27 protein-coding genes and 1 tRNA gene are annotated in these 25,136 nt (G+C 61.0%); 15 read left to right on the plus strand and 13 right to left on the minus strand.

Annotated features, from left to right (window positions below; translation table 11 throughout):
• Window positions 1-76 precede the first annotated feature (76 nt).
• From meaB to SM766_RS14740, 4 genes are all read left to right on the plus strand, one after another.
• Complete coding sequence (meaB, locus tag SM766_RS14725) at window positions 77-1,054, plus strand: methylmalonyl Co-A mutase-associated GTPase MeaB (protein ID WP_368948263.1); 978 nt, start codon at window positions 77-79, stop codon at window positions 1,052-1,054.
• A 254-nt stretch (window positions 1,055-1,308) separates the two neighbouring features.
• A complete protein-coding gene (gene rpmB, locus SM766_RS14730) occupies window positions 1,309-1,599 on the plus strand; it encodes a 50S ribosomal protein L28 (RefSeq protein WP_065272959.1) in 291 nt (96 codons plus the stop codon).
• 137 nt (window positions 1,600-1,736) lie between these two features.
• Entirely contained in the window at window positions 1,737-2,078 is a 342-nt protein-coding gene (locus SM766_RS14735; protein ID WP_368948264.1) for a hypothetical protein, read from the plus strand.
• Window positions 2,079-2,133: 55 nt separating this feature from the next.
• A complete protein-coding gene (locus SM766_RS14740) occupies window positions 2,134-2,610 on the plus strand; it encodes a copper chaperone PCu(A)C (protein ID WP_065272960.1) in 477 nt (158 codons plus the stop codon).
• Between the two features lie 69 nt (window positions 2,611-2,679).
• Here SM766_RS14740 and SM766_RS14745 read toward each other — a convergent pair whose 3' ends face one another.
• Window positions 2,680-3,387: an NAD-dependent deacylase gene (locus SM766_RS14745; protein ID WP_368948265.1), complete on the minus strand. Its 708-nt coding sequence runs from the start codon at window positions 3,385-3,387 to the stop codon at window positions 2,680-2,682.
• 47 nt (window positions 3,388-3,434) lie between these two features.
• Between SM766_RS14745 and SM766_RS14750 the strand changes: the two genes are divergently transcribed.
• A complete protein-coding gene (locus SM766_RS14750) occupies window positions 3,435-3,890 on the plus strand; it encodes a low molecular weight protein-tyrosine-phosphatase (protein ID WP_368948266.1) in 456 nt (151 codons plus the stop codon).
• An 8-nt stretch (window positions 3,891-3,898) separates the two neighbouring features.
• Here SM766_RS14750 and SM766_RS14755 read toward each other — a convergent pair whose 3' ends face one another.
• Complete coding sequence (locus SM766_RS14755; protein ID WP_065272963.1) at window positions 3,899-4,879, minus strand: LysR family transcriptional regulator; 981 nt, start codon at window positions 4,877-4,879, stop codon at window positions 3,899-3,901.
• A 206-nt stretch (window positions 4,880-5,085) separates the two neighbouring features.
• Window positions 5,086-5,397 carry a hypothetical protein gene (locus tag SM766_RS14760; RefSeq protein ID WP_065273772.1) on the minus strand — a complete coding sequence of 104 codons (312 nt, stop codon included), beginning with the start codon at window positions 5,395-5,397 and terminating at the stop codon, window positions 5,086-5,088.
• 388 nt (window positions 5,398-5,785) lie between these two features.
• Here SM766_RS14760 and lepA point away from each other — a divergent pair, with 388 nt between their 5' ends.
• Entirely contained in the window at window positions 5,786-7,585 is a 1,800-nt protein-coding gene (lepA, locus tag SM766_RS14765) for a translation elongation factor 4 (RefSeq protein WP_065272964.1), read from the plus strand.
• Between the two features lie 490 nt (window positions 7,586-8,075).
• A complete protein-coding gene (locus SM766_RS14770; protein ID WP_274868664.1) occupies window positions 8,076-8,522 on the plus strand; it encodes an MmcB family DNA repair protein in 447 nt (148 codons plus the stop codon).
• Window positions 8,523-8,534: 12 nt separating this feature from the next.
• Here the strand turns inward: SM766_RS14770 and SM766_RS14775 are convergent, their stop codons facing one another.
• Window positions 8,535-9,836: a hypothetical protein gene (locus tag SM766_RS14775; RefSeq protein ID WP_368948267.1), complete on the minus strand. Its 1,302-nt coding sequence runs from the start codon at window positions 9,834-9,836 to the stop codon at window positions 8,535-8,537.
• A 256-nt stretch (window positions 9,837-10,092) separates the two neighbouring features.
• Window positions 10,093-10,281, minus strand: coding sequence for a DUF6324 family protein (locus tag SM766_RS14780; RefSeq protein WP_065272966.1), 189 nt, complete (start codon window positions 10,279-10,281; stop codon window positions 10,093-10,095).
• A gap of 104 nt (window positions 10,282-10,385) precedes the next feature.
• Here SM766_RS14780 and SM766_RS14785 point away from each other — a divergent pair, with 104 nt between their 5' ends.
• Together SM766_RS14785 and SM766_RS14790 are read left to right on the plus strand one after the other, a co-directional pair.
• Window positions 10,386-10,868 (plus strand): GNAT family N-acetyltransferase, encoded by a 483-nt coding sequence (locus tag SM766_RS14785; protein WP_368948268.1) that lies wholly within the window; start codon window positions 10,386-10,388, stop codon window positions 10,866-10,868.
• Between the two features lie 44 nt (window positions 10,869-10,912).
• Window positions 10,913-10,989 (plus strand) — tRNA-His (locus SM766_RS14790).
• A 208-nt stretch (window positions 10,990-11,197) separates the two neighbouring features.
• On the opposite strand, the gene SM766_RS14795 is transcribed toward SM766_RS14790, so the two are convergent.
• The gene (locus tag SM766_RS14795; protein WP_368948269.1) at window positions 11,198-11,557 is read right to left on the minus strand and encodes a hypothetical protein; all 360 of its coding nucleotides are present in this window, start codon (window positions 11,555-11,557) and stop codon (window positions 11,198-11,200) included.
• Between the two features lie 224 nt (window positions 11,558-11,781).
• Here SM766_RS14795 and SM766_RS14800 point away from each other — a divergent pair, with 224 nt between their 5' ends.
• Window positions 11,782-12,315: a hypothetical protein gene (locus SM766_RS14800; protein ID WP_368948270.1), complete on the plus strand. Its 534-nt coding sequence runs from the start codon at window positions 11,782-11,784 to the stop codon at window positions 12,313-12,315.
• Window positions 12,316-12,346: 31 nt separating this feature from the next.
• On the opposite strand, the gene SM766_RS14805 is transcribed toward SM766_RS14800, so the two are convergent.
• Window positions 12,347-12,649, minus strand: coding sequence for a DUF6476 family protein (locus SM766_RS14805; protein WP_368948271.1), 303 nt, complete (start codon window positions 12,647-12,649; stop codon window positions 12,347-12,349).
• On the opposite strand from SM766_RS14805, the gene SM766_RS14810 reads away from it, so the two are divergent.
• Window positions 12,648-13,682 (plus strand): RluA family pseudouridine synthase, encoded by a 1,035-nt coding sequence (locus tag SM766_RS14810; RefSeq protein WP_368948272.1) that lies wholly within the window; start codon window positions 12,648-12,650, stop codon window positions 13,680-13,682. The genes SM766_RS14805 and SM766_RS14810 overlap by 2 nt on opposite strands.
• A 167-nt stretch (window positions 13,683-13,849) precedes the next feature.
• Window positions 13,850-14,746 carry an RNA polymerase sigma factor RpoH gene (rpoH, locus tag SM766_RS14815; protein ID WP_065272972.1) on the plus strand — a complete coding sequence of 299 codons (897 nt, stop codon included), beginning with the start codon at window positions 13,850-13,852 and terminating at the stop codon, window positions 14,744-14,746.
• Window positions 14,747-14,882: 136 nt separating this feature from the next.
• Here the strand turns inward: rpoH and SM766_RS14820 are convergent, their stop codons facing one another.
• Window positions 14,883-15,473, minus strand: coding sequence for a hemerythrin domain-containing protein (locus tag SM766_RS14820; protein WP_368948273.1), 591 nt, complete (start codon window positions 15,471-15,473; stop codon window positions 14,883-14,885).
• A 594-nt stretch (window positions 15,474-16,067) separates the two neighbouring features.
• Window positions 16,068-17,240: a dipeptidase gene (locus tag SM766_RS14825; protein WP_368948274.1), complete on the minus strand. Its 1,173-nt coding sequence runs from the start codon at window positions 17,238-17,240 to the stop codon at window positions 16,068-16,070.
• A gap of 158 nt (window positions 17,241-17,398) precedes the next feature.
• Here SM766_RS14825 and SM766_RS14830 point away from each other — a divergent pair, with 158 nt between their 5' ends.
• Complete coding sequence (locus SM766_RS14830; RefSeq protein ID WP_274830083.1) at window positions 17,399-17,668, plus strand: DksA/TraR family C4-type zinc finger protein; 270 nt, start codon at window positions 17,399-17,401, stop codon at window positions 17,666-17,668.
• A 48-nt stretch (window positions 17,669-17,716) separates the two neighbouring features.
• Here SM766_RS14830 and SM766_RS14835 read toward each other — a convergent pair whose 3' ends face one another.
• The 4 genes from SM766_RS14835 to SM766_RS14850 all read right to left on the minus strand — a co-directional run bounded on the left by SM766_RS14835 (window position 17,717) and on the right by SM766_RS14850 (window position 21,474).
• Window positions 17,717-18,106 carry a VOC family protein gene (locus tag SM766_RS14835; protein WP_368948356.1) on the minus strand — a complete coding sequence of 130 codons (390 nt, stop codon included), beginning with the start codon at window positions 18,104-18,106 and terminating at the stop codon, window positions 17,717-17,719.
• A 139-nt stretch (window positions 18,107-18,245) separates the two neighbouring features.
• Complete coding sequence (locus SM766_RS14840; protein WP_368948275.1) at window positions 18,246-20,066, minus strand: M3 family oligoendopeptidase; 1,821 nt, start codon at window positions 20,064-20,066, stop codon at window positions 18,246-18,248.
• Between the two features lie 125 nt (window positions 20,067-20,191).
• Window positions 20,192-21,166, minus strand: coding sequence for an alpha/beta fold hydrolase (locus SM766_RS14845; protein WP_368948357.1), 975 nt, complete (start codon window positions 21,164-21,166; stop codon window positions 20,192-20,194).
• Window positions 21,167-21,183: 17 nt separating this feature from the next.
• A complete protein-coding gene (locus tag SM766_RS14850; protein WP_065273775.1) occupies window positions 21,184-21,474 on the minus strand; it encodes an SCP2 sterol-binding domain-containing protein in 291 nt (96 codons plus the stop codon).
• A 101-nt stretch (window positions 21,475-21,575) separates the two neighbouring features.
• Here SM766_RS14850 and SM766_RS14855 point away from each other — a divergent pair, with 101 nt between their 5' ends.
• Window positions 21,576-22,154, plus strand: a complete 579-nt coding sequence (locus SM766_RS14855; protein ID WP_065272977.1) for a tetratricopeptide repeat protein — start codon at window positions 21,576-21,578, stop codon at window positions 22,152-22,154.
• Window positions 22,155-22,180: 26 nt separating this feature from the next.
• On the plus strand, window positions 22,181-25,135 hold the full coding sequence (locus SM766_RS14860; protein WP_368948276.1) for a helicase-related protein: 2,955 nt from the start codon (window positions 22,181-22,183) through the stop codon (window positions 25,133-25,135).
• Window position 25,136 lies beyond the last annotated feature (1 nt).

Below are 25,136 nucleotides of genomic sequence, written 5' to 3' on the forward strand. Positions count from 1 at the left end.
TCCGGGCCTGCCTGCGTCAAGTAGGCGGAACTTTCGGACAGAGGCCCTGCAAGGGGCGGGGAACAGGGGCTTTGGCATGGATATTGCGCAGCTGAGTGACAAGATTTTGCAAGGCGACCGGCGCGCGCTGGCGCGGGCGATTACTCTGGTCGAAAGCGGGCGCGACGATCACCGGGAGCAAGCGCTGTCCCTGCTGGAGCGGCTGGCCAAAGCGGAACGGCAGGCCTTGCGGATCGGCCTGTCGGGCACGCCTGGGGTCGGCAAATCCACCTTCATCGAGGCCTTCGGCATGATGCTGGTCGAACGCGGCCTGCGGGTGGCGGTGCTGGCGGTCGATCCCAGCTCGACCCGCTCGGGCGGTTCCATTCTGGGCGACAAGACCCGGATGGAGCATCTCAGCCGTCAGAAATCTGCGTTCATTCGCCCGTCGCCCAGCCAGACCACGCTGGGCGGGGTTGCCCGCCGCACCCGGGAGGCGGTGTCACTGTGCGAGGCCGCAGGTTTTGACGTGGTACTGATCGAAACCGTCGGGGTGGGGCAATCCGAAACCGTGGTGGCGCAGATGTCGGATCTGTTCCTGCTCTTGCTGGCCCCGGCGGGCGGCGATGAATTGCAGGGTGTCAAGCGCGGCATCATGGAAATGGCGGATATGATTCTGGTCAACAAGGCAGACGGCGATCTGAAACCCGCCGCTACCCGCACGTGCGCCGATTACGCCGGGGCCTTGCGGCTGCTGCGCAAGCGTCCGCAGGATCCGGAAGGATTTCCCAAGGCGATGATGGTTTCGGCGCTGGCACGGGAGGGGCTGGAGGCCGCTTGGGCCGATATCGAGCATCTGTCGGGCTGGCGGCGCGAGACGGGACATTGGGCGCGGACCCGGGCAGATCAGGCGCGTTACTGGTTTGCCGAAGATGTGCGCCAGGCCATGCTGGCAAGGCTGGAAACGCCTTGGGCGCAGGGCCGGATGGCGGAACTGTCGGATGCGGTCGCTGCGGGAGAGCAGACCCCTGCCGCAGCCGCGCGGGACATGCTGAAGGGGCTGGGGCTGGAATAAACCCGCTGACCAGATGCGGTAGGGGGACCTTTCAGGCCCGGCGCGCGGCCGGGTTCGGTCCGGTTTGGGCGGGGCTGTGCCACTTTCCGGCGGAGTGGGTGATAAAACCCTGCCATATGGCTTGACCCTGTCAGCGATTCCTCCTAAACGCATCCAACCAGTTTTCGGGCGCAGCCAATGGCCGCGCCCTTGTGATTTGGCGGCAGATTCGGAGTTTTGTCCGGCAGGCCGCCCCAGATACGAAGGATGAACCTATGTCGCGCCGTTGCGAACTGACCGGAAAAGGCCCGATGACTGGCAACAATGTCAGCCACGCCAAGAACCGCACTCGTCGTCGGTTTCTGCCGAACCTGAACGATGTTACCCTGCAGTCCGAGACTCTGGGCCGTGGCGTCAAGTTGAAGATTTCCGCCGCAGCCCTGCGCTCGGTTGATCACCGCGGTGGTCTGGACGCATTCCTGGCAAAAGCCAAGGACGAAGAGCTGTCCGCAACCGCTCTGAAAGTGAAAAAAGAGATCGCCAAGGCACAAGCTGCCGAGGCCTGATCCGCTTCAGACCGATCTGATTTCGTAAAACGCCGTGCTGGACATCCCAGCGCGGCGTTTTGCCGTTCATGGCGTGACCGAATGCCGCTTGCGGTCGCCCCTGCGCGGGGGCATATCTGCTGCTGATGATGCGACGTATGCGGATATATATCGGGATCTTCCTGTCCCTGGCTGTGGTGCTGACCGCCCATAGCGCTGCCGCAATGCGTGGGGCGCAGGATGCCTCGGGGCAGATCGTGATCTGCACGGGCACCGGCCCGGTGGCGATCTATGTGGACAGCGACGGCCAACCGGTCCCGGCGCCGCATTATTGTCCCGACTGCGTGATGCATCTCTTGGATGCTGGGCTGCCGGTGCAGCAAGCGCTGCCAATCCCGGCGCGCCCGGTTCTGCAGGACCTGACACCCGATCGCACAGTCCTGATCCCCGTCTCCTGCGGGCAATACGCCCTGGCGCGTGGCCCGCCGATCTCTGCCTGATTTCCAATCCAAACCACCCTGAAAATCAGACAGAATTTGCTACAGGAGACTCAAAATGTCTTTTAAATCCCTCGTTTTCGCCGCCACCAGCGCAGCCGCAGTCACCCTTGCCGGGGCCGCCATGGCGGGCGGTATGATGGTTGAGGACGCCTATGCACGCGTATCGACCAAGATGTCCGCCAGCGGCGCGGCCTTCATGCAGATCATGAACGATACCGGCGCTGATGACCGGCTGATCGATGCGCGTTCTGACGTGGCAGAGCGGGTCGAACTGCACACCCACCAGGGCGATGCCAACGGTGTCATGAAGATGGTGCACGTGGAAGAAGGCTTTGCCATTCCGGCGGGTGAGGTGCACATGCTGAAGCGGGGCGGCGACCACGTCATGTTTCTGGGGCTGACCCAGACCCTTCATCACGGCGATGTGGTGCCGTTGACGCTGGTCTTTGAAAAAGCCGGTGAAATCAACGTTGAGGTGCCGGTGGATCTGGAGCGCAAGCCCGGTCACGGTGGCATGAAGCACAACAACTGATCAGCGCCAATCGCGCCAAGACATTGCGGCCAGTCCTTTTCCGGGGGCTGGCCGTTTTCTTTGAAAGGCTCAGGCGCGGGCCAGAAACTCGCCGGTCCAGTGGGGCACGATCTCGCTGGCGCGGCCCAGACGGCTTTCGGCAAAGCTGGAGGCGCCAGCCGAAGGCTCGAGGTTCAGTTCAACCGTATGGGCGCCCGCCATCTGCGCTTCCTGCACAAAGGCGGCGGCCGGGTAGACCTGACCGGAGGTTCCGATCGACGCAAAGATATCCGCCTCGGCCAGATGGTCGTAGATCGCTTCCATTAAATAGGGCATTTCGCCGAACCAGACGATATCGGGGCGCGTGCGGGGCTGGGCGCAGGCGGGGCAGAGGTCGGTGGGTGACATGCTGGCGGGGGCGGGCCAGCGATGATCGCAAGCGGCGCATAGGGCGCCGTCCAGGGTTCCGTGCATATGCAGCACATCCTCTGCGCCGCCCTGTTCGTGCAGCCCGTCGACATTCTGGGTGATGATCACCACCTCTCCGGGCCAGGATTTCTGCAACTCACCCAGAGCTGTGTGGGCGGCATTCGGGCTGGCCTTGGCCGATTGCGCACGGCGGGCGTTGTAGAAGGCGTGCACAAGATCGGGATCGCGGGCAAATCCTTCGGGCGTTGCTACATCTTCGATCCGGTGTTTGGCCCAGAGCCCGTCTTCGTCGCGAAAGGTACCGAGCCCACTTTCGGCGGAAATGCCGGCGCCAGTCAGGATGACGATCTTCTCCGCACTCTTTTCCATCGCCGCAAAGCCTCTTATTGCTGTCTTGCCAAAAGGAGTGTGCCCCGATGACTAAACGCATTTTGTTCGTCTGCCTAGGAAACATTTGCCGCTCGCCCGCAGCTGAAGGGGTGTTCCGCGACCTTTTTAAGCAGGCCGAGACGGATAGCGCGGGCACGGCGGGTTATCACGTGGGAGAGCCGCCCTACGGGCCGATGCAGGCAGCGGCGCGGGCGCGAGGGCTGGATCTGTCGGATTTGCGGGCGCGGCAGTTCGAACCGAAGGATTTTGCGCGTTTTGATCTGATCGTGGCGATGGACGGTGACAATCTGCGCAATATCGAGGCGCAAAGGCCTCCAGACCAGATCACGCCCGTGGTGCTGTTCACCGACTTTGCTGCGGGCAGCAGCGCGGATCATGTGCCCGATCCCTATTATACGCGGGATTTCGACGGATGCCTCGACCTGATCGAGCAGGCGGCGCGTGGGCTGGTCTCCCATCTGGAGGCAGGGCACGCCCTCTGACGTCGGCCTTAGCTGTCGATGACCTTGAACGCGCCTGCCAGCCACGGAAGCCGGACCAGCGCCGGATCGATCATCTGTGTCTGGATCAAGTGCCGCATGGTCTTAGCCACATCGCGGGGGACCTGATCCGCCCAGTCGTTGCCGCTGAACAGGGAAATGGTCCGCCCGGCGGCACCAAAGGGCAGGGCGTAGGCTTCGATCTGATCGTGGAACCGCACCGCCCGCATATACCCGAGCGGCGTCGTGATCGCCCAGCCGATCCGGCGCGCCACCATGGCCATCAGGGCAAGGTGCGAACCAATCTCAAACCGGCTTTCAAAGGTAAGGTTTTGACGGGTCAGATGGGCGTCGATTTGCTGTGAAATCAATTGGTCCCGTGCATAGCGCAGAAACGGCAGGGTATTCAGCTCGCTCACGCTGACCTTCGGAAGGCCAGTATCCGAGGAGCCGATGAACCCCTTTGGGGCCACCAGAATAAAGGGATCCTGCACCAGTGGCAGTTCCACCAGCCCTTCGTGCAGGGCACCGGTGGTGGCGGCTACGGCGATGTGCAGCTCGCGCTCTTCCATGGCGCGGATGATGTCGTGGCTGGAGGCGGTGATCATCTTGAACCGGCATTTGGTCAGGCTCTCGGCAAGGATGGTCACCAACCGCGGGGTCAGATCATTGTCGAAATCGTCGATCAGACCGATCGACAGTTCGGGCAGGTGGCTGAGATCGACAACCGTCAGCTCGCTTTGCGCCAGACGCAGCTCTGCAAGCACCGCCTCGGTGCGGGCCAGAAATGTGCGCCCTGCCGGGGTGACCACCATCGGGCGGCGGCTGTGGTCCACCAGGTCGCAGGACAATGATTTTTCCAGATTCCGCAATTGCTGGCTGACTGCGGGTTGGCTGAGCCCGGTCATCTCCGCAGCCTGCGCCACGGATCCGGTTCTTGCCAGGGCGGCAAAGACTTCCAGCCCTCTTAGGGTAACACCCTTCGTCAACATGAATATGCTCCAAATATGCATCTTCTTTCTCGACGACAGAAAGATGCGGGGTCAAGGGTTGTATTGGAGCGGTTTTCCCCTGTGCGGCACTGCAGCATCTGCGCCGGGCCGTGGGCCGCGCAAAATCGGGAGCGCATCATGGAGGCATGAGAGGGGTGTGACCGTCGTAACGCTGATCTGAATAGACGCCTTTCAGAGGGGCTGTATCAGCCGCAGACGCGCGCGGCGTTGGCGCCAAATTCCTTGTAGCGTTCCCAAAGCTGTTCATCGCCGCGATGGCTGGACTGGCGTACGACCTGGGCCTGATGCGGATCGGCAAACCACTTCGACACCTTGGAACGCTCCGAACGGGTCAGGCTCTTGTTGGCGACTTTCTGAATGCAGCTGCACAGCCCGGCCTTTGCATAGCCGCGTTCCGACTGACGACAGGCCCTTTCGATGACGCCCGCGTCGACAGAGGGTACGCTGAACGCAGTCGTCAGGGCCGCGGCACAGAGAAAAGAGCTCACAAAACGCATCGTCATGTCCTGTCCAGTGGTCATTCTAGAAAGGCCGCTGGCAGGCGGCTGGCGCGACTATGCCGCAGGTTTGGCTGGCTTTCAATTGGGGTTAATAATCCATAAATCATGCGCGGGATTTTGCCGGGACCCTGAAACAGTCCCGCCCGGACACAAGACCGGGCCGCGCCTGCCTGCGCCCCCGACCGGCGCGGCCCTTGGTTAGAGAACGTCGAGGACACGCAAACCAAGTTCTCAGAAAATATGTGGAATGAGGCGCGATTATGAGAACGTGGGGCAGAAATCATCCTGCATGCTGCCGCTTCTGGCGCGCACCCTTAAAAATATCGCTGGGTGGCCTCACGCGCGCGCTTGACCAAACTTAAAATCCGCACCATATCCCCAGACCATGACAGAGCTCTCAAAGATCCGCAATTTCTCCATCGTCGCCCATATCGACCATGGCAAATCCACCCTCGCTGACCGGCTCATCCAGGAGACCGGGACAGTGGAGTCGCGCGATATGAAAGAGCAGCTTCTGGACGCGATGGATATCGAGCGCGAGCGCGGCATCACCATCAAGGCCAACACGGTTCGGATCGACTACAAGGCCGACGATGGCGAGACCTATGTTCTCAACCTTATCGACACCCCCGGCCACGTCGACTTTGCTTATGAGGTCTCCCGCTCCATGCGCGCGGTTGAAGGCTCGCTACTGGTTGTGGACAGCACGCAAGGGGTCGAGGCGCAGACGCTGGCCAATGTCTATCAGGCAATCGACGCGGATCACGAGATCGTCCCGGTGCTGAACAAGATCGACCTGCCCGCATCTGATTGCGATCGCGTGGCTGAGCAGATCGAGGATGTGATCGGCATCGACGCAAGCGAAGCCATTCAGGTCTCGGCCAAGACCGGGCAGGGTATTCACGAGACGCTGGAAGCGATCGTACAGCATCTGCCCGCTCCCGCAGGCACCCGCGATGCGCCGCTCAAAGCCATGCTGGTGGACAGCTGGTACGACGCTTACCTGGGCGTGATCGTGCTGGTGCGTATTATGGACGGCGTCCTGAAGAAAGGCATGCGGGTCAAGTTCATGTCGAACGACACCCTGCACCATGTGGACCGGATCGGCGTCTTTCGCCCTGCCATGCAGGTGGTGGATGAACTCGGCCCGGGTGAGATCGGCTTCCTGACCGCCTCGATCAAGCAGGTACGCGACACCCGCGTCGGCGACACCATCACCAATGACCGGAACGGCTGCGAGGTGGCTCTGCCGGGCTTCAAACCGGCGCAGCCGGTGGTGTTCTGTGGTCTGTTCCCGGTGGACAGCGCCGAATTCGAAGACCTGCGCGACGCCATCGACAAGCTGGCTCTCAACGACGCCTCCTTCAGCTTTGAGATGGAGACCTCGGCGGCGCTGGGCTTTGGTTTCCGCTGCGGTTTCCTGGGCCTGTTGCACCTTGAGGTGATCCGCGACCGGATCGAGCGGGAATACAATATCGAGCTGATCACCACGGCGCCGTCGGTGATCTATCACGTCTACATGAAGGACGGTGAGAAGATCGACCTGCACAACCCGGCCGACATGCCCGACATGTCCAAGGTGGATCACATCGAGGAACCGCGGATCAAGGCGACGATCCTTGTGCCGGATGAATACCTCGGCGATGTGCTGAAACTCTGCCAGGACCGCCGCGGCATTCAAGAAGACCTGACCTATGCCGGCACCCGCGCCATGGTGGTCTACGATCTGCCGTTGAACGAGGTGGTTTTTGACTTCTACGACCGGCTGAAATCGGTGACCAAGGGCTATGCCTCCTTCGACTACCACCTGACGGGCTACCGCGAGGACAATCTGGTGAAGATGTCGGTGCTGGTGAATGACGAGCCGGTGGATGCGCTGTCGATGATGGTGCACCGGGATCGCGCCGAGATGCGCGGCCGCGCCATGTGCGAAAAGCTGAAGGACCTGATCCCGCGCCACATGTTCAAGATCCCGATCCAGGCGGCCATCGGCGGCAAGGTGATCGCGCGCGAAACCCTGTCGGCGCTGCGCAAGGACGTGACCGCGAAATGCTATGGCGGCGATGCCTCGCGTAAGCGCAAGCTGCTGGACAAGCAGAAAGCGGGTAAGAAGAAGATGCGCCAGTTCGGCAAGGTCGACATCCCGCAGGAGGCCTTCATCTCGGCATTGAAAATGGATAGCTGAGGCCGTCTGGCGAAAAACTCGTTTAGATCAAGGGCGCCATTCCTTTCGCGGGAGTGGCGCCTTTTTGTTCCTGGGGTAACTGCGCGGTCGGCCGCTGTGGTCTGACGGACGGGCAAATGGGCCGACGGGGCGCCGAATTAACCGGCAGGTACTTGTGACGGCATGCATCCTGCACTGGGCCGGATCAGACCCAAGCAGCGTTCGTAGGTGAGGAAAAGTGGCGGGACCACCAGGCAACCGTGCGGTTTTGATTCCCGAGGACCTGTATGTACAGGTGGGCGCCAGGTAAACGGACCAGGATCCGAACAGAGCCAGCTCCCTCGGAATTGCTTAAGGCCACTGGAATGCTACCTGTCACAAGAAGGGCAGAACCCGCCACGGCCCTAGGTAGTGTGCGGGCGCTGCGGCGGCAAGGGGCAAGTGGTAAGAGTTTTTGCCTTTACCGTCCTCGGGCTTGCATTTTGTTCCCTAATTGTTCACTTCTGGTGCCATGGTGGATGAGAATGATCTGGAGCGGTTTCAGCCTGGTCAGCGGCTGGCGCGCGGGGTGGCGCGCTATTTGCGCTCGCTTGGCTTTGTCTCGGTCGAGGAGTTCGTGCCCACACGCGGCCTGCGCGTTGATCTGATGGCGCTGGGCCCAAAGGGCGAGATCTGGGTGATCGAATGCAAATCCAGCCGCGCCGATTTCCAGTCAGACAGCAAATGGCAAGGGTATCTCGAGTGGTGTGACCGCTATTTCTGGGCGGTAGACACCGAGTTCCCTGTGGAGATCCTGCCGGATGAAACCGGTCTGATCATCGCCGATGCCTATTATGGCGAGATTGTGCGCATGGGGCCGGAAGAGAAGTTGGCCGCAGCCCGGCGCAAGAAGATGACGCACAAGCTGGCGATGGACGCCGCGCGGCGGCTGCAGGCGGTTCTCGACCCCAGAGTGTAGCAGATGTGATCCTCACATGCGCAGATCGACCGCTTGTTCTTGTTTCAGGATCTTGTCGACCTGACCGCTTGGCAGGGCCAGCGCGACAGTGCCTCCGTTTGCCAGACCTTTGACTGTGACCGAGCTACCATCGCCAAAATTGATGAGCAGGGCATCGTCCTTCTTTACGATGGTGGCGCTGGCGGCTTTTTCGCTGGAGACCATGAGGGCCAGATCTGCACCGTCCGAAAGGGTGACCACGTCATTGCCCTCGGCCGCGCCATCCTGCAGCGCCATGGTAAAGCTGCCTTTTGACAGCAGAACCGTATCGTCGCCTGTCCCGGCACCAAATGTGACATGCCCCTGCGCTGCCAAGGATAGCGTGTCATCGCCGCTGCCTGTGTGCAGGCGGGCGTACCGCGGGAAGTCCAGCCCGTCCCCGGATTGATCATTCAGCACCACATTGACCACATCATTGCCGTCGCCGGTTCTTACGCCGTCCAGAACAGTGGCGTTAAGGGTCAGAACATCGTCGCCCGATCCGGTATCCAGTCGTGACACGACCCCCGCGCGAATGGCCAGGCTGTCATTGCCATCGCCGGTGTTCACCTGATTGAGGTGGCGGGCCGAGATGCTGAGCGCGTCATCGCCCGTACCGGTATCGAGTCCCGTGATCGTTTCCGCATTCAGAGCGACCGCGTCATTACCGCCACCGGTCGAAATCTTGCGTATCGTCTGTGCTGAGATCGCCAAGGAATCGGCGGCGGAATAATTGGCATAATACGTGGTCATCCGCGCCCCGCCGGATTTGTTAACGACCAACTCGGTGCCTCGGTTTTGCCGGTCGGTATGCACGTCCTCGACCACATCGCCGGTCAGGGCTACGGCGTCCGATCCATCACCGGTTTCGATGCCCTTGATCACCCCGCCAGCGTAGGACACGGCATCGTTGCCAGAGTCGGCGCCGAAGGTGTTTGGAGGGGGTGGAAAGAAGGCGTGAATATCGCCCTCGTCTGTGACCATCAAAAGCATGAGGTGGCTGCTCTGGCTGTTGTCCTGTTGCAGCGTGGCGAGGGCCTTTTGCATTTCTTTGGTTTTTAGCGCGAAGGCAATCGCGCGCGCATTGTCCTCCAAGCGTTTCATGTTGGCCTCCGCTTCCTTGCGCTGCTCTAGGCGTTCGGCGCGCTGCACCTTCTGGCTTTCTTCCAGAAGGGTTTTGGCGCTGGCCCCTTTGGTCCAATCGGTGGCTGTGGTTTCCGCAGTCGCCGCCAAATCCGGTGTGGTCGTGCCAGCATAAAGGCCGGTAAAGCTGTTGATGCCGAAAACGGAGTTCATAATCTGCGCCCCTCTAAATCCAAATGAATGGCCTTTAGGGTCGCGCTGGAGTCTCAAAAAGAAATTAATCGCGCTGAAGGAAGCAGTAACGTTTTTTTGTTTAGTCGCGAGGTTTCATAGCTACTTGGCGTTAAGTGGCTTGCGTAGCAGTAAAGTTTCCACGCTCGGGTGGGAACTCAGGCGCGGTATGTGACGCGCCGCTTCAGTTATCTGGCGGGCGCCTGCACGGACACAGCCGCCCGTCCGGGTGCCAAGGTTAGTCCGACAGGCTGCGGGCTGCCTGAGCGGCGGCGCGGATTTCGTCGGCGATTTCCTCGGCTTCTTCGGGGTCGAAATCCATCGGGATCTCAATATCGCCGGCTTCGATGAAAATGCGCACCATGCCGATATCGGTCGGGCCGATCTGCATGTTCGCTTCGATATCGCGTTCGCTGTTGATGCCCATCGTGACCTCCTGTGGGTGACCTTCTGCGGCGCATAAACGGCCTGAGGCATCCTGCTAGCCCGGAGCCTGTTGAAAGGCAAGCGGGCATCGTGGTCAGATAAGCCATGGAAAAAGTGACTTTGCGCCGATTCGAAGCCGAGGACAGCCCCTGGCTGGTGGAGCGGCACCAGACCCTTTACACGCAGGACGAAGGGTTCGACGACACATTTGGCCCGCTGGTGGCCGAGATCCTGCGGGATTTCTGCGCGGATCATGATCCGGAAAGGGAACGCGGCTGGATCGCAGAGGAAAACGGCCAGCGGCTTGGCTCGATCTTCTGCGTCCAGCTGAGCGATACCACCGCCAAGCTGCGCCTGTTCCTGCTGACGCCCGAGGCGCGCGGCAAGGGCATCGGCAAGCGCCTGCTGACCCAATGCATGCAGTTCGCGCGTGATGCGGGCTATCAGGATATGACGCTGTGGACCCATGAAAGCCACGAAGCAGCCTGCGCGCTTTATGCTGCATTCGGCTGGGAACTGGCCGACAGCAAACCGGTTTATTCCTTCGGACAGGATTTGATCGAACAAAGCTGGAAAACTGTGCTTTAACCCCCTTGCGCTCGGTATGTACCTAGGCTAAATCGCCCCCCAGTGCCGCCTTAGCTCAGTTGGTTAGAGCGCTGGATTGTGGATCCAGAGGTCCCCTGTTCAAGCCAGGGAGGCGGTACCATATTCTCCATTCGCACATAACCTATTGATCGCCATATATATGTTCAGGCGAATGGGCGACGCAGGACACCTGCGTTCGCCATGTCGCCGACAGGGGTGCCACAGGACTGCACGCATAGAGGTGCAGTGCCAAGCGGGCAGGGCCTGCTGTGTCCCAACAGAACCCGCTGCACTGATTATCCTGATTGACGATGTCGCTACGCGCGCGGTTATTCGGTGGGGGCCGTTGTGGTGGTTGTCGTCGTGGTGGTGCCGGTTTCGTCATCACCGGTCACGACTAGGAGAATCACACTGGTCAAAATCACCCCAGCGGCGGCGGTGGGGCTTAGCCCGGTACCCTGCATCGCTTCGGGCAGCGTTTCGCTAACCGCTTGAGAGTTGGAGGCGCGGCAGGTGACCTTGAGCAGCCCGCCCGGCAGGTATTGCGCCGAGACCGGAACCCCTGCACCGCAGGCGGCGCGGCTCTTTGCTTCGTTGAGGGCTGCGCTTGCGCCCTGGGCTGCAAGCGGTCCGGGGGCGGCAAAAAGAATCAGGGCGGCTAGGGCGGTCAGAGAGCGGGGGGAAAACATGGAAGCCTCCGAAAAATCATTACGATACTCCCCTAGCAGCTTACAGACCTATGCCGCGCTTGCAACGACGGCGCGGGAATGGGACAGTTTCAACATGATTTCTGCCGATGCCCCGTTTGCGGGGCCGCCACCGGATGGTGGCTAGGGCATGTGGTATTGGTATCCGGAGTTCGAGTGACATGACGCAAAGTTTCCTAAGCAGATGTGCGGCGGCGTCCGCAGTGATGGCGCTGACGGCGGGGCCGGTTCTGGCGCAGTCAGCGCCAGTTCTTTACACGGTGATCGTTCCGGCGGGCGAGTTCGGCTCGGCGGCGTTCCTGCGTCAGTTGGTGACGAGCCTCTCCGCCGCCAAGGCCTTTTGCGCTGATATCGACGCCGCGGAATACCGTGTGGATTGTCTCGCGGAGCGTCTGGAAAGCGTTTCAGCGGAAATCCCGGAGGATTCGGATTACGAGGAAGTCCGCCAGGTTCTGCGGGACACCGCGCGGGATATTCACCGTCTGACCCGCAAAAACCGGGATTGGAAACAGAGCAATGCCTATGCCTCGCGCAAGACGTCGTCCACGGACCGGACCACGCGTCCGCTGACGCCGGTCAATCCGGCACGGGCAGCGCAGGTCAATCAGCAGGCCAGCGCCATTCTGGATCAGGCGCAGACGGTCCTGTTGCGCAGCGCCGAAGCGGCAGAAGAGCGGCGTTCGCAATATGTGCAGATTGCTGAGGCGCTGGGATCGAACAAGGTGCTGCTGCGTTCCTGATGCAGTCCGCCCGCCTTGCTGTGCCGGGGGGCTATTTCAGCTCGATTTCCTGCCGGACCGCACTGGTTTCGGGATCCAGAATCAGGATGCGCTGATCCTGGGTCACCACCGCCACCCAGCCGGTGCCAAAGGTGACAGCCTCGGCCGTGACGCCGTCGGGCAGGGTGATGCTGTTCGGCAGTGAAGGCCCGTCTGCAGACAGACGGATGACAAGCAGCGAGATAACCACTACAAGCCCGCCAATCATGACCACGGTCAGCGTGGTCACCAGTCGGCGCAGGAACTTCAGCTGCGGCGGCTCTTCTTGCAATTCGGGTTTGGAAGGATCTGTCATGGAGCGCCGCCGGATAGAATTCGTCATCGCGGAAAATCCGCCTAAACGGCTTGATAAAGCGGTTTCGCGTGATGTGCCAGAGGAGGCAACCCTATCGCGGACCCGTCTGGCACGGCTGATTGACGAGGGCGCGCTGTCCGTTGACGGGCAAGTGGTGCGCGATCCCAAGGCGCGGGTCGAGGCAGGGGCGGTGATTGCAGTCACCGTCGAGGAAGCCAGTGACAGCCATATTGGCCCCGAGGATATCCCGCTAGATGTGGTGTTCGAGGATGACGATCTGATCGTCGTCAACAAACCGGCGGGCATGGTGGTGCATCCGGCGCCGGGCACGCCTTCGGGCACGCTGGTCAACGCGCTGATGCATCATTGCGGCGATAACCTGTCTGGTGTCGGTGGGGTGAAGCGCCCCGGTATCGTGCATCGCATCGACAAGGAAACCTCGGGTCTTCTGGTGGTGGCGAAATCCGATGTTGCGCATCAGGGGCTTGCGGCGCAGTTCGAACGTCACACGGTCGAACGCTATTACCGCGCGGTCTGCTATGGAGTGCCCGATGCCAACGATCCCCGGCTGCGCGGTGTCAAAGGCGCCAGTTTCGAGACCGGCAACATCCTGAAGCTGACCACCCAACTGGCTCGCCACAAGACCGACCGACAGCGTCAGGCGGTGCTGTTTCAGGGCGGTCGCCACGCGGTGACGCGGGCGCGTATCGTGGAGCCTTTTGGCAATCCGCCGGTGGCGGCGCTGATCGAATGCTGGCTGGAAACCGGCCGGACCCATCAGATCCGGGTGCATATGGCCCATGCAGGTCATGGGCTGATCGGTGATCCGACCTATGGCGGCAAACGCAAGCTGCCGGTTAAGGCGCTGAGCGAAAAGGCGCTTGCGGCAGTTCAGGCCTTTCCGCGGCAGGCACTGCATGCGGCGGTTCTGGGCTTTACCCATCCGGTCAGCGGCGAAACGGTACGGTTCGAGGCGCCCTTGCCGCAGGATATGCAGGACCTTCTGGAGGTGCTGCGCGGCGCAAAAGGGTGAGCCATGGGCCGCCGATAGGGGCCTGTGATCAAGATTACAGACCGTGATCGCGGGTTCGGTATAAGGTGTGATTATCGGTAGGACTTGAAACGGAAGAACCTCTTCCCCATATTCGTCCTACAACAACGCTGATGTTAAGTCCTTAAACATTGGGAGGGACAGACCGAATGGCGAATTATGCAAACCTACCTGCACCGACACCGGAAGGTGGCCTGAACCGTTATATGCAGGAAATCCGGAAGTTCCCGCTGCTGGAGCCGGAAGAAGAATATATGCTGGCCAAGCGGTGGGTCGAAGAGCAGGACACCAAGGCGGCGCATAAGATGGTCACCTCCCACCTGCGTCTGGCGGCGAAGATCGCCATGGGATACCGCGGCTATGGTCTGCCCCAAGCCGAGGTGATCTCGGAGGCGAACGTCGGTCTGATGCAGGCGGTGAAACGCTTTGATCCTGAAAAAGGTTTCCGTCTGGCGACCTATGCCATGTGGTGGATCCGCGCCTCGATCCAGGAGTATATCCTGCGGTCCTGGAGCCTTGTGAAACTGGGCACCACCTCGGGCCAGAAGAAACTGTTCTTCAACTTGCGCAAGGCTAAGGCCCGTATCGGCGCCCTGGAAGAGGGCGATCTGCGTCCGGAAAACGTCAAGAAGATCGCGACCGATCTGGGCGTGACCGAAGCCGAAGTAATCTCAATGAACCGCCGCATGTCCGGTGGCGACGCGTCGCTCAATGCCACTGTCGGCAGCGAGGGCGAGGGCACCATGCAGTGGCAGGACTGGCTGGAAGACGAAGATGCCGACCAGGCGGGCGATTACGAGGCACGGGACGAGCTGGAAGCGCGCCGCGAATTGCTGGCGCAGGCGCTTGATGTGCTGAATGACCGGGAAAAGGATATCCTGACCCAGCGCCGTCTTGCCGACAAACCGGTGACTCTGGAAGAGCTGAGCACCCAGTATGACGTCAGCCGCGAACGTATCCGCCAGATCGAGGTGCGCGCGTTTGAGAAGCTGCAAAACAAGATGCGTGCTTTGGCGTCGGAAAAAGGCATGCTGACCAGCGCCTGAAGACAGGCTGCGAATGAACGGCAAAGAAATGCAAAAGGGTTGCCCTGCGGGCAGCCCTTTTTCTTTCGGTCACGGATTGGGATGCGGGCGAAATAGCATTGGATGCCGACGTTGCTGAGGAGTCTTGGCGGCGCTGTCAGATCGACCCGAGATAATACCCGATAGCCTCTGCCAGTTCAGTTTCCTCATAGCCAAAATGGGAACGCACAACCTCTTCCAGTTTTCTGAATGTCGCGGCGGCCTGGGCGAAGTTTGCATCGCTGGGATTTTCGGCCAGCGTATGCGCTGCACGACCGAGGCGGATGATCAGCTCGTGAACCACCTCGTGTTCTGCCTTCAATTTGGCGATGACTTCGCGGAACTTTCCACCGCCCGCAGCCTCGATCCGGGGGAACATGTCAACGCCTTCAATATCGTGGTGCAACTTAAGCACCTGGCACTCGCGCCCGCAAAGCGATCCGAACGCGCGGAAATTCTCAGCCATGTCGAGTGAAAGCACGATCTGCTTCAGGTGCTCAGGCGGGGTGTCCCGCGCCTCGATCCGGGTCAGGACCGCAGCGATCTGGGCTATCTCCATCAGGTAATGACGATGGATTGCTGCCAGTTGTCGCCCCTGGTGACGGTGTGCGTCCGTTGCTTCCGGCACCAGCGGTGCTTTGGGGCGGGCAGCCTCGTCGAGGCTGAGTTCATCCAGAGTTTGGGTTGAAAGATCGGTCATGATGGACATGAATAGCCTTGCTCAGGCTAAGTCAAGGACGTCTGCTTTTTGGTTCAGGGCGGCCGTTCATGTTGCGACGGTGTGGGAGTAGACTGATGCATCTGGGTGCAAAACGCGCAGGCTTTGGACGAGTACATGCCTGTAGCGTCCAAGCATAGGCCGGTCAGCGAAAGGCTGGCGCGGTGGCTGGCAAGCTGAAAGACCTTTTGGGGGCGACCTGATCAACGGCTGGCGGAAGGCTGACAAGGATGATCGAGCTGCGCTGGCGAAGTGCTGGCGTTGTGTGGCTGGCTGGAAATCAGGGGGCTGGCGGTGCTGGCTGTCTGGCTGGGACCCGGTAGAGTGTCCTCGCTGGAGTGCTAGCTTTGCGTGCTGCCGTTGATTCTGGCTTGCTGCAGATCTTGAAACCTCGATAGGCAATAGCGAAGAGTGGGTCAAGAAAAATGTGCAAATTCAAATACTTGATAAGTTTAGTCGGGATTTGCTCGCGGGTGCGGTGGCAGACTAAATCCGCGAGATAGATCTGCAGGCTAGAACGGGAAACGCCGCCCCGGCGAGGGGGCGGCGCGAAGCAAAGTTGTTTTTTTCCGGCGCAGCGGTGGATCAGTCCAGCCGGGCCCGGATCACCCGTAGCATGTTTTCCCCGGCGACCTTGCGGATCTGTTCGGGCGTCAGCCCTGCCTCCAGCATGGCATGGGTGAGGGCGGCAAGTTCCGAGGTGTCGAAGGTGGTCTCGACCGAGCCGTCGAAATCCGACCCCAGCGCGACGTGATCCTCTCCCACGACCTCGATCCCGACCTTCACCGCGGCGGCGACGCCCGCAGGGCTGTCATCGCAGATCGCATCCTTCCAGTAGCCGATACCGATGACCCCGCCCTTCGCCGCGATCTCCCGCATCAGATCGTCCTGGAAATTCCGTTTGACGGGGCAGGCCTTGTGAATGCCGCCATGGGAGACGACCAGTGGAATATCGGTCATCTCAAGAACATCACGCGCCACCTGTGGACTGGAATGGGCGAGATCAAGGATCAGCCCCCGGTCCACCACGGCTTGTACAACCGAGCGTCCGAAATCTGTTAGCCCGGCATTGCTGGCGCCGTGCAGCGATCCGCCGAGCGCGTTGTCGAAAAAGTGCTGCAAGGCCACCAGCCGGTACCCGGCATCCTGCAAGCCCTGCAGGTTGTCGAGGTTTCCTTCCAGCGGATGCGCGCCTTCGATACCAAGAATCCCGCCGACCACGGCCTCGCCCGACAGTTTGCGTTCCAACAGCGCATCAAGGTCGGCTTCGGATTTGATGATATGCAGTTTGCCGTCCGACTTTTCTTCAAACCCGTGCAGTTTTTCCGCCTGATAGACGGCGCGTTCATACAGCGAGCCCCAGGTGCGCATGGGCCACATCTGTGCCACTGCCAAGAGGGTAATATTGTCCATCGCGTCGGTTTCATTGTGGTCATAGTTCTGACCGGCGGGGGATTTTGTTACGGCGGTGAAAACCTGCAAGGCCACGTTGCCTTCGATCAGGCGGGGGATGTCGACCTGACCCCGGTTGCCACGCTTTGTGAGGTCGCGTTTCCACAGCAGGGGATCGGCATGCAGATCGCCGATCAGCAGCGTCTTGTGCAGCTCGGCCGCCTCGGCGCTGACGGGGTAGGGATCGTGCTCGGCCACTACGTTGCGGCCATTTTCGATATAGCCCGGCACAAAGATCAGTACGCCGATCACCACAAGGATCAGCAGGACCACCAGCCGTCCCAGCCATTTTGCAAGTTTTCGCATTAAATACCCTCCCCAAAATCTGCTCAAAGAAACTGCTGGCAGGCTACTGCGGACAGGGCAGGGCGCAAGGAAAACGTCGGGGCAGCCGCCCGGCTTGCCCCGCGCGGTCTGGGCGCCTAGGCTGCGGGTCTTCGCATCAGGACGCGGGAGGGCGTGATATGGCAGGTGGATGGGCGCGCGACGGCGCGGTGAGCGAGCAGATCGAAGCCTCGATCAGCGATGAACTTGCGCGGATGAAAGCGCAGCAACAGCCCGTCGGCGAAAGTCTGACCCATTGCGCGGATTGTGAAGAAGAGATTCCCGAAAAACGCCGCCTGGCCCGCCCGGGTGTGAAGCTATGCATCGATTGTCAGGAAGAGCGCGACGGAGCAAAGGCGCAGCGCGGCGGCATCAACCGGCGCGGATCGAAGGACAGTCAGTTGAAGTAATCGCGGGGGCAGATGGCTGCTTTGAGCCCACACCTACCACAGGCATGTTCAAGAAACAGGCTTCTCAGAAAGCCTCCAGGGAGGGAAACGACGCTCATTTCCAGCATGAAACAGACACAGCTTATTCCCACTGGGATCATTTAGATGGGCCGTTCTCCATCTGAACGTTTGGTCTTTGGGTTCGCCTTTGAAGGCGATACCGCGTTCACACAATTCAGTGAACTTCTGATCCACATCATCGACCTCAAAGTAAATGACGGTGTTTCCCACAGCTATTTGACCTGATTGGTAGATCGAAAAGGTTGCCGAACCTGATGGCATTTCGAAACGAGCGTATTCGCCTCTTTCGGAAACGATCAGACGGAGTCCAAGTTTGGTGTAAAACTCGATACTCTCCTGAAAATCTTGCACTTCGATCAATACTTGATTTAAGTCCATGTCGACCACTCCGACTATCCAGAATCGCTTTTGTATCCAACTTAATGTCTCAAGTAAGGTTGAGGTAAAGGCGCAATGTCCGCTCACTCCGCACAGCGGACGATCAGGCGGGCGCTGGGCACCCGCCTGACGCGATGGATCAATCCTCCATAGCCTCCAGCTCGTCGATCATGCCGGAAATCATCGACAGGCCTTTGTCCCAGAACTTGGGATCCGAGGCATCAAGGCCGAAGGGCGCTAGAAGCTCCTTGTGGTGCTTGGAACCACCCGCTTTCAGCATGTCGAAATACTTCTCCTGGAAGCCTTCGGGGTTTTCCTCGTAGACCGAGTAGAGCGCGTTCACCAGCCCGTCGCCGAATGCATAGGCATAGACGTAGAAGGGCGAGTGGACGAAATGCGGGATATAGGCCCAGAAGGTTTCATAGCCTTCCATGAAATCAAAGGCTTCGCCCAAGGATTCAGCCTGCACCGACATCCAGAGCGCGTTAATGTCATCGGGCGTCAGTTCTCCGCCGCGGCGCGCCTCGTGCAGTTTGCACTCAAAATCATAAAAGGCGATCTGGCGCACGACCGTGTTGATCATGTCCTCGACCTTGCCCGCCAGCAGCACGCGGCGTTCATTCTGGTCCTTGGCCTTTTCCAGCATCTTGCGGAAGGTCAGCATCTCGCCGAACACGGACGCGGTTTCCGCCAGGGTCAGCGGGGTGGAGGAGAGCATTTCGCCCTGACCGGCGGCCAGCACCTGATGCACGCCGTGACCCAGCTCATGCGCGAGGGTCATCACATCGCGCGGTTTGCCAAGGTAGTTCAGCATCACATAGGGGTGCACATCGGTGACGGTGGGGTGGGCAAAGGCGCCGGGGGCCTTGCCGGGTTTCACGCCCGCATCGATCCAGCCCTTGTTGAAGAAGGGATCGGCGATTTCGGCCATGCGCGGATCAAAGGCGCCGTAGGCTTCCATCACGATGTCGCGGGCCTCGTCCCAGCCGACGGTGCGGGAGACTTCCATCGGCAGCGGCGCGTTGCGGTCCCAGACCTCCATACGGTCAAGACCCAGCCATTTGCGCTTCAGCTCGTAATAGCGGTGCGACAGCTTGGGGTAGGCGGCCACGACGGCTTCGCGCAGGGCCTCGACAACTTCGGGTTCGACATCATTGGCCAGATGGCGGCCCATCTGCGCCGAGGGCATACCGCGCCAGCGGTCGACGATTTCCTTTTCCTTGGCTTGCGTGTTGTGGACGCGGGCAAAGATCTTGATGTTTTCGGCAAAGACCCGCGCCAGTTCGCGTGCCGCGGCTTCGCGTTTGCTGCGGTCTTGGTCGGTCAGGAAGTTCAGCGTGCCTTCGATGTTCATCTCTTCACCGTCTACGGTGAAGGTCAGACCGGCTATGGTTTCGTCAAACAACTTCTCCCAGGCGTCGCCGACCACGCCCACATCGTGCAGGAATTTTTCCAACTCATCCGACAGCTGGTACGGCTTCATCGCGCGGATGCGGCGGAAGACGGGTTCATAGCGTGCGAGATCCGCATTGGCGGCGAACAGCGCCTTCAGCTTGTCATCTTCGATGCGGTTGATCTCCAGCGTGAAGAAGACCAGCGGCGTGGTGAAGACGGTGACCTTTTCCTGGCAATCCGACAGGAACTTGGCGCGGTCTGCATCGGTGGTCAGCTGGTAATAACGCAGGCCCGCATAGGACATCAGGCGCCCGGCGATGGCGTTGATCTTTTCGTTGCGCAGCACGCAGTCCAGCAGACCCGCCGCATCAAGATCGGCCAGCTTGCCTTCGTAATCGGAGGCAAAGGCGCTGCATTCCTGCTCCAGCCAATCCAGATCGCGTGCCAGTTCGGGGGCGTCATCAGCGGTGTAAAGATCGGTCAGATCCCATTCGGGCAGATTGCCGAAGGCGTCAGAGCCTCCACCGGCATTGGCGTCACGAACGGGGAAAGGCAGTTGAAACATGGGGCCTCCTTGAAGCGTCATGTGAAAAGATGAGGCACAGCCGCGCCGTGCCATTCGATTGACATCTAAGCAGCGGCGCGGGGGATCACAAGCGATCAGCGGCGCCGCCCATCAGCCGGGGGCGTTCAGCCCCGGTATTGGTCAAAGAGGGCGCACATGCGGTCAAAGGTGTGCTGGCGGATGGCTGGACCTTCCATCACCACCTCGTGCTGGGCGCCCTGAACCAGATCCAGCTCGCCGCCGGGCCAGCGCTGCATGCGGTCCTTGATGGCGTCGGTGTTTACGATCTGCTCGTCGCTGCCGAGGAAGGTGATGCAGGGTAGCGCCGGAGAGGGGCGCTGGGCCAGGGCGGCGCATTCCTGCAGTCCTTCGCTCAGCCAATGTACGGTTGGCCCGCCCAGTGTCAGATCCGGCTGGGCCTCCAGCTGTTCCTGCATGAACCGGTACATATCCGCGTCATTGGTCAGAGTGTTGCCTTCGTAGGGGGCGGATTGCACGTAATGCCCCTTGGTCGTGGTGGGCGCGCGCATTGCGCTGAAACCCAGATGTGGCGCCAAAGCGCCTAAGATGCGTGCGACGGGGCGCATGGCGGCGGGGATCTGGATCCCCCACATTGGCCCGGTGAAGGCGCAGGTCTTGACCGGCAACCCTTCGATCAGGGCGCGCAGCCCGATGGCGCCGCCCATGGAGTGAGCCAGCAGGAACCAGGGCTTCGGCAGGTCAAGCTGCTGCGCCAGTTGCACCACGGCGGCGACGTCCTGCTGAAAGTCGGGGAAATGCTGAACATGGCCAAGACGCCGGTCGTCCAGCATCCGGTCGGCCAGCCCCTGTCCGCGCCAGTCCACGGCCAGCGTCGCAAAGCCGCGCCGACCCAGATCGATGGCTGCAGGGCCGTATTTTTCGATATATTCGGTGCGTCCGGGAAAGATCAGCACCGTGCCCTTGATCGCCTCGCGCGGCAGACCGTCGGGCAGCCAATGGCCCACGCGGATGCGCAGGCCATCTTTGGTGGTCACCCAATGGGCTTCTCCCCCTTCCGGACCATCGGCGATATCGCGAAAATACGGGGCAGGGGTCAGATCCATAGGGCGGGTCTCCATCATTCAGGTCGGTGTGGTCAGGCGAGGGCCGAGGCCAGTTTCATCGCAGTGCCCATGTCGCCGTCAACGCTCAGTTTGCCGGTCATGAAGGCGCTGGTGGGGTTAAGTTCACCGGACAGGATCGCCTCAAAGGTTTCGGCATCGGCGGACATGGTGACATCGGTTTCTTCGTCGCTGATCCGTGCACCGTCGCTGTCCAGCACGATCGCGCCCATGTCTTCGATCTGGAACTTGGCGCTGCCGTCAAAACCGGCGGCATCTAGTTTTTCATTCAGGGCTGCGGCGGCTTGTGTCAGGGTGTCGCTCATCGGGTCTTCCTCGCTCATTTGCAGGGGCATCGCACTTTTATGTGAAGCTTTCGTCTACGGCACTGGAAAATGCGATGCACGGGGTTACACTGAGGGTCATCATGGTTGCAAATGTTCCGAACCTCAAAGCTATCGTGGCGGCAACGGCGCTGACAGTCACGTTTTCCCTGCCTTCGGCGGTTCTGGCACAGGTCGGAACCGGTGCCCCGGATGAGGCGACGCTACTGGCAGAGCTGTCGGTGGCGGATCCCACCGATGCCGCTGCCATCGATCGTGAGCTGCAGGCGCTGTGGCGCAAAAGCGGCTCGCCTGCGATGGATCTGCTGCTGACGCGCGGCGTCCGGGCGCTGGAGCGGGGCGACACGCAAGAGGCAATCGAGCATCTGACCGCGCTGACCGATCACGCGCCGGGATTCGCGCGTGGCTGGTACGAGCGGGCGCGCGCCTATTTCGTCATCGGCCTTTATGGTCCCTCGGTGGCGGATCTGGAGCATGCCCTGGCGCTGAACCCCAATAATTACGATGCGATCTACGCGCTGGGCACCATCTTTGAACAGTTCCGCGACCCCCAGAACGCCTATGCCGCCTATTTGCGCGCCAAGGCTATACATCCGACGCATCAGGAAGTAACCAAGGCGCTCGACCGATTGGCGCCCTTGGTCGAGGGCAAGGAACTCTAGGCCCCGACCGGGGCAGGGGCGGTGCTATGGCAAACGCATCACGGGTGACGGCGGTCCTGGGACCGACCAACACCGGCAAAACCCATTACGCAATCGACAGGATGCTGGGGTATCGGACGGGGATCATGGGATTCCCGCTGCGGCTGCTTGCGCGCGAGGTCTATGACAAGATCGTCGCGGCGCGCGGCCCCTCTGTGGTGGCGCTGCTGACCGGTGAAGAGCGGATCGTGCCGCCGCGCGCGCAATACTGGATTTGCACCGTTGAGGCGATGCCAGAGGGGATGGGCTGTGACTTCCTCGCCATCGACGAAATCCAGCTTTGCGCCGATCCGGAACGAGGCCATGTCTTTACCGACCGGCTGCTGCGGGCGCGGGGCACCCATGAGACGCTGTTTCTGGGCGCCGACACCATGCGCGGGCCGATTCAGGCGCTGGTGCCGGGGGTGGAGTTCGTGCGCCGCGAACGGATGTCCGATCTGGTCTATGCCGGATCGAAGAAAATCAGCCGGATGCCGCCGCGCACCGCTATTGTCGGATTCTCGGTCGATAACGTTTATGCAATCGCCGAGCTGATCCGCCGTCAAAAGGGCGGCGCCGCGGTGGTGATGGGGGCGCTGTCCCCGCGCACCCGTAACGCGCAGGTGGCGCTCTATCAGAATGGAGAGGTCGACTACCTGGTGGCTACCGATGCCATCGGCATGGGGCTGAACCTTGATATCGACCATGTCGCCTTTGCCTCGACCTCCAAATTCGATGGCCGCCGCATGCGGCCGCTGGCAGCAAACGAGCTGGCCCAGATCGCAGGCCGCGCCGGGCGCGGGATGAGCCACGGTTCCTTCGGGGTGACCGGCGATGCCCGCCCGCTGGATGAAGGCACGGCGCAGGCGATCATGGAGCACCGTTTCACGCCGCTGAAAAAGCTGAACTGGCGCTCCTCCGCGCTGCAATTCGGTACTGTCGAGGCGCTGATCCGCTCGCTTGAGGCAGCGCCGCAGGATGAATTCCTGATGAAGGCGCGCGAGGCCGATGACCTTGGCGCGCTGAAAGCATTGTCGCAGGATCCCGATATTCTGGCCCGGACCACCAATGCGCCTTCGGTGCGGCTGTTGTGGGATGTCTGCCGAATTCCCGATTTCCGTGGTATAAGCCATGCCGAACATGCGTCGCTGTTGCGGGGGATCTTCAATCACCTGCATGGCGGCGGCGTCGTGCCCGACGATTGGCTGGCCCGGCAGATAAAGCGGATCGACCGGACGGACGGAAATATCGATGCCTTGTCCAAACGGTTGGCATTTATCCGCACATGGACCTATGTGGCACAAAGGAAAGGCTGGCTGCGTGACGAAATCCATTGGCGGAATGAGACTCGCGCTGTAGAAGACAGGTTGTCGGACGCATTGCACGAACGTCTGACTGAAAAATTTGTGGACCGGCGCACATCCGTGCTCTTGCGCCGGCTCAAGCAGAAGGAGGCCCTTTTGGCCGAAGTGAATGACAAGGGTGAAGTGACCGTCGAAGGCGAATTCGTCGGACGGCTCGAAGGGTTCCGGTTCTCGCCTGACAAGGGCGCAGAAGGTGCTGAAGCGAAGGCGTTGAAATCCGCGTCTTTGCAGGCACTCGCTCCGCATTTTCATCTGCGGGCAGACCGGTTCTACAATGCGCCCGATACCGAAATTGATTTTACCGAACAGGGTGGCCTCATGTGGGGCGATAGCGCCATCGGCAAATTGGTCGCCGGTGCAGATCCGCTGACCCCTGGCGTGCAGGTCTTTGTCGACGATGCAGCCGGGACCGAGGTTGCGCAAAAGGTCGAACGCCGCCTGCAGCATTTCATCTCCCGCAAGGTCCAGTCGCTGTTTGAACCACTGCTGAACCTGCAAAAGGACGAGGAACTGAACGGGCTGGCCCGTGGTTTTGCCTTCCGCATGGTCGAGGCGCTGGGACTGCTGCCCCGCCACACCGTCGCGCAGGAGGTCAAGGATCTGGACCAGGACGCCCGTGGCGCGCTGCGCAAGCACGGTGTGCGGTTCGGTCAGTTCACCATCTTCATGCCGCTGCTGCTGAAACCGGCGCCGACGCGTCTGCGTCTGGTGCTGTGGTCGCTGGCAAACGGGCTGCAGGACTTCCCCGAGGCACCGCCGCCGGGTCTGGTGACCGTGCCCGCGCTGAAAGACGCACCGCAGGGCTATGACACCATGTCCGGCTACCGCGAAGCGGGCGAGCGGATGATCCGCATCGATATGCTGGAACGGCTGGCCGACATGCTGCGCGCCGAAGACAGCCGCGGTGGTTTCGAAGCCAAGCCCGACATGCTGTCGATCACCGGCATGACGCTGGAGCAATTCGCGGACCTGATGCAGGGCCTTGGCTATCGCGCCGAAAAGGGTGAACGCGAAAAGGTCAAACCGGCGGATGCAGTTGTCGCTGAAACCGGCACGCCCGCGGCGGGCCAGCCTGTCATGGATGCCGCAGCGGACGCGGAAAACACCCCGGCCGCTGCGCCTGCGGGTGAGGGCGATGCGCCTGCCGCAGATGTGGTGCCTGAAGCCGCCGCCATCGCCGACGAAGGTGTGGCGCCGGGTGCGGAAACCGGTTCGGATGCTACAGCGGAAGAACCCGTGCCTGAGGTCGCCGAGAATGAAACCCCGGTGGGTGAAGCGGCAGACGCCTCTGTTGAGGCGCCTGAAGTCGAGATCTTCTATACTTTCACCTGGGGCGGTCGTGCCCGTCAGGGCGGCAACCGCGGTCAGCGCCGTGGCCAGCAAGGTCAGGACGCCCGTGGCAATGCCGGTGGCGGCAAGGGCAAACCCCGCGGTGCCAAAGGCGGCGCTGGTGGCGGCAAACCCGGTGGCAAGAAAGGCGGACGTCCTCAGCAGCAGGGCGGCAAGACCTATTCTGCCCGCCCGCCGAAGAAAGAAAAGAAGATCGATCCCGACAACCCCTTCGCCGCGGCGCTGATGGGGCTGAAACAGGGCGACTGAT

Origin of the sequence: Pseudophaeobacter sp. A-200-2, assembly GCF_041008815.1 — a bacterium.
Taxonomy (GTDB): Bacteria; Pseudomonadota; Alphaproteobacteria; order Rhodobacterales; family Rhodobacteraceae; genus Phycobacter; species Phycobacter gallaeciensis_A.

Excerpts from the sequence above, each read along its gene's own strand:
- rpmB (WP_065272959.1), top strand. The coding sequence starts at position 1,309 with ATGTCGCGCCGTTGCGAACTGACCGGAAAAGGCCCGATGACTGGCAAC.
- SM766_RS14760 (WP_065273772.1), bottom strand. The coding sequence starts at position 5,397 with ATGCGTTTTGTGAGCTCTTTTCTCTGTGCCGCGGCCCTGACGACTGCG.
- SM766_RS14825 (WP_368948274.1), bottom strand. The coding sequence starts at position 17,240 with ATGCGAAAACTTGCAAAATGGCTGGGACGGCTGGTGGTCCTGCTGATC.
- SM766_RS14775 (WP_368948267.1), bottom strand. The coding sequence starts at position 9,836 with ATGAACTCCGTTTTCGGCATCAACAGCTTTACCGGCCTTTATGCTGGC.
- SM766_RS14845 (WP_368948357.1), bottom strand. The coding sequence starts at position 21,166 with ATGGAGACCCGCCCTATGGATCTGACCCCTGCCCCGTATTTTCGCGAT.
- SM766_RS14835 (WP_368948356.1), bottom strand. The coding sequence starts at position 18,106 with ATGGACTTAAATCAAGTATTGATCGAAGTGCAAGATTTTCAGGAGAGT.
- SM766_RS14850 (WP_065273775.1), bottom strand. The coding sequence starts at position 21,474 with ATGAGCGACACCCTGACACAAGCCGCCGCAGCCCTGAATGAAAAACTA.
- SM766_RS14805 (WP_368948271.1), bottom strand. The coding sequence starts at position 12,649 with ATGACAGATCCTTCCAAACCCGAATTGCAAGAAGAGCCGCCGCAGCTG.
- SM766_RS14810 (WP_368948272.1), top strand. The coding sequence starts at position 12,648 with ATGGAGCGCCGCCGGATAGAATTCGTCATCGCGGAAAATCCGCCTAAA.
- SM766_RS14830 (WP_274830083.1), top strand. The coding sequence starts at position 17,399 with ATGGCAGGTGGATGGGCGCGCGACGGCGCGGTGAGCGAGCAGATCGAA.
- meaB (WP_368948263.1), top strand. The coding sequence starts at position 77 with ATGGATATTGCGCAGCTGAGTGACAAGATTTTGCAAGGCGACCGGCGC.
- SM766_RS14770 (WP_274868664.1), top strand. The coding sequence starts at position 8,076 with ATGGTGGATGAGAATGATCTGGAGCGGTTTCAGCCTGGTCAGCGGCTG.
- SM766_RS14780 (WP_065272966.1), bottom strand. The coding sequence starts at position 10,281 with ATGGGCATCAACAGCGAACGCGATATCGAAGCGAACATGCAGATCGGC.
- SM766_RS14750 (WP_368948266.1), top strand. The coding sequence starts at position 3,435 with ATGACTAAACGCATTTTGTTCGTCTGCCTAGGAAACATTTGCCGCTCG.
- SM766_RS14735 (WP_368948264.1), top strand. The coding sequence starts at position 1,737 with ATGCGGATATATATCGGGATCTTCCTGTCCCTGGCTGTGGTGCTGACC.
- SM766_RS14740 (WP_065272960.1), top strand. The coding sequence starts at position 2,134 with ATGTCTTTTAAATCCCTCGTTTTCGCCGCCACCAGCGCAGCCGCAGTC.
- SM766_RS14840 (WP_368948275.1), bottom strand. The coding sequence starts at position 20,066 with ATGTTTCAACTGCCTTTCCCCGTTCGTGACGCCAATGCCGGTGGAGGC.
- SM766_RS14785 (WP_368948268.1), top strand. The coding sequence starts at position 10,386 with ATGGAAAAAGTGACTTTGCGCCGATTCGAAGCCGAGGACAGCCCCTGG.
- SM766_RS14800 (WP_368948270.1), top strand. The coding sequence starts at position 11,782 with ATGGCGCTGACGGCGGGGCCGGTTCTGGCGCAGTCAGCGCCAGTTCTT.
- SM766_RS14795 (WP_368948269.1), bottom strand. The coding sequence starts at position 11,557 with ATGTTTTCCCCCCGCTCTCTGACCGCCCTAGCCGCCCTGATTCTTTTT.
- SM766_RS14855 (WP_065272977.1), top strand. The coding sequence starts at position 21,576 with ATGGTTGCAAATGTTCCGAACCTCAAAGCTATCGTGGCGGCAACGGCG.
- rpoH (WP_065272972.1), top strand. The coding sequence starts at position 13,850 with ATGGCGAATTATGCAAACCTACCTGCACCGACACCGGAAGGTGGCCTG.
- SM766_RS14745 (WP_368948265.1), bottom strand. The coding sequence starts at position 3,387 with ATGGAAAAGAGTGCGGAGAAGATCGTCATCCTGACTGGCGCCGGCATT.
- SM766_RS14860 (WP_368948276.1), top strand. The coding sequence starts at position 22,181 with ATGGCAAACGCATCACGGGTGACGGCGGTCCTGGGACCGACCAACACC.
- lepA (WP_065272964.1), top strand. The coding sequence starts at position 5,786 with ATGACAGAGCTCTCAAAGATCCGCAATTTCTCCATCGTCGCCCATATC.
- SM766_RS14755 (WP_065272963.1), bottom strand. The coding sequence starts at position 4,879 with ATGTTGACGAAGGGTGTTACCCTAAGAGGGCTGGAAGTCTTTGCCGCC.
- SM766_RS14820 (WP_368948273.1), bottom strand. The coding sequence starts at position 15,473 with ATGTCCATCATGACCGATCTTTCAACCCAAACTCTGGATGAACTCAGC.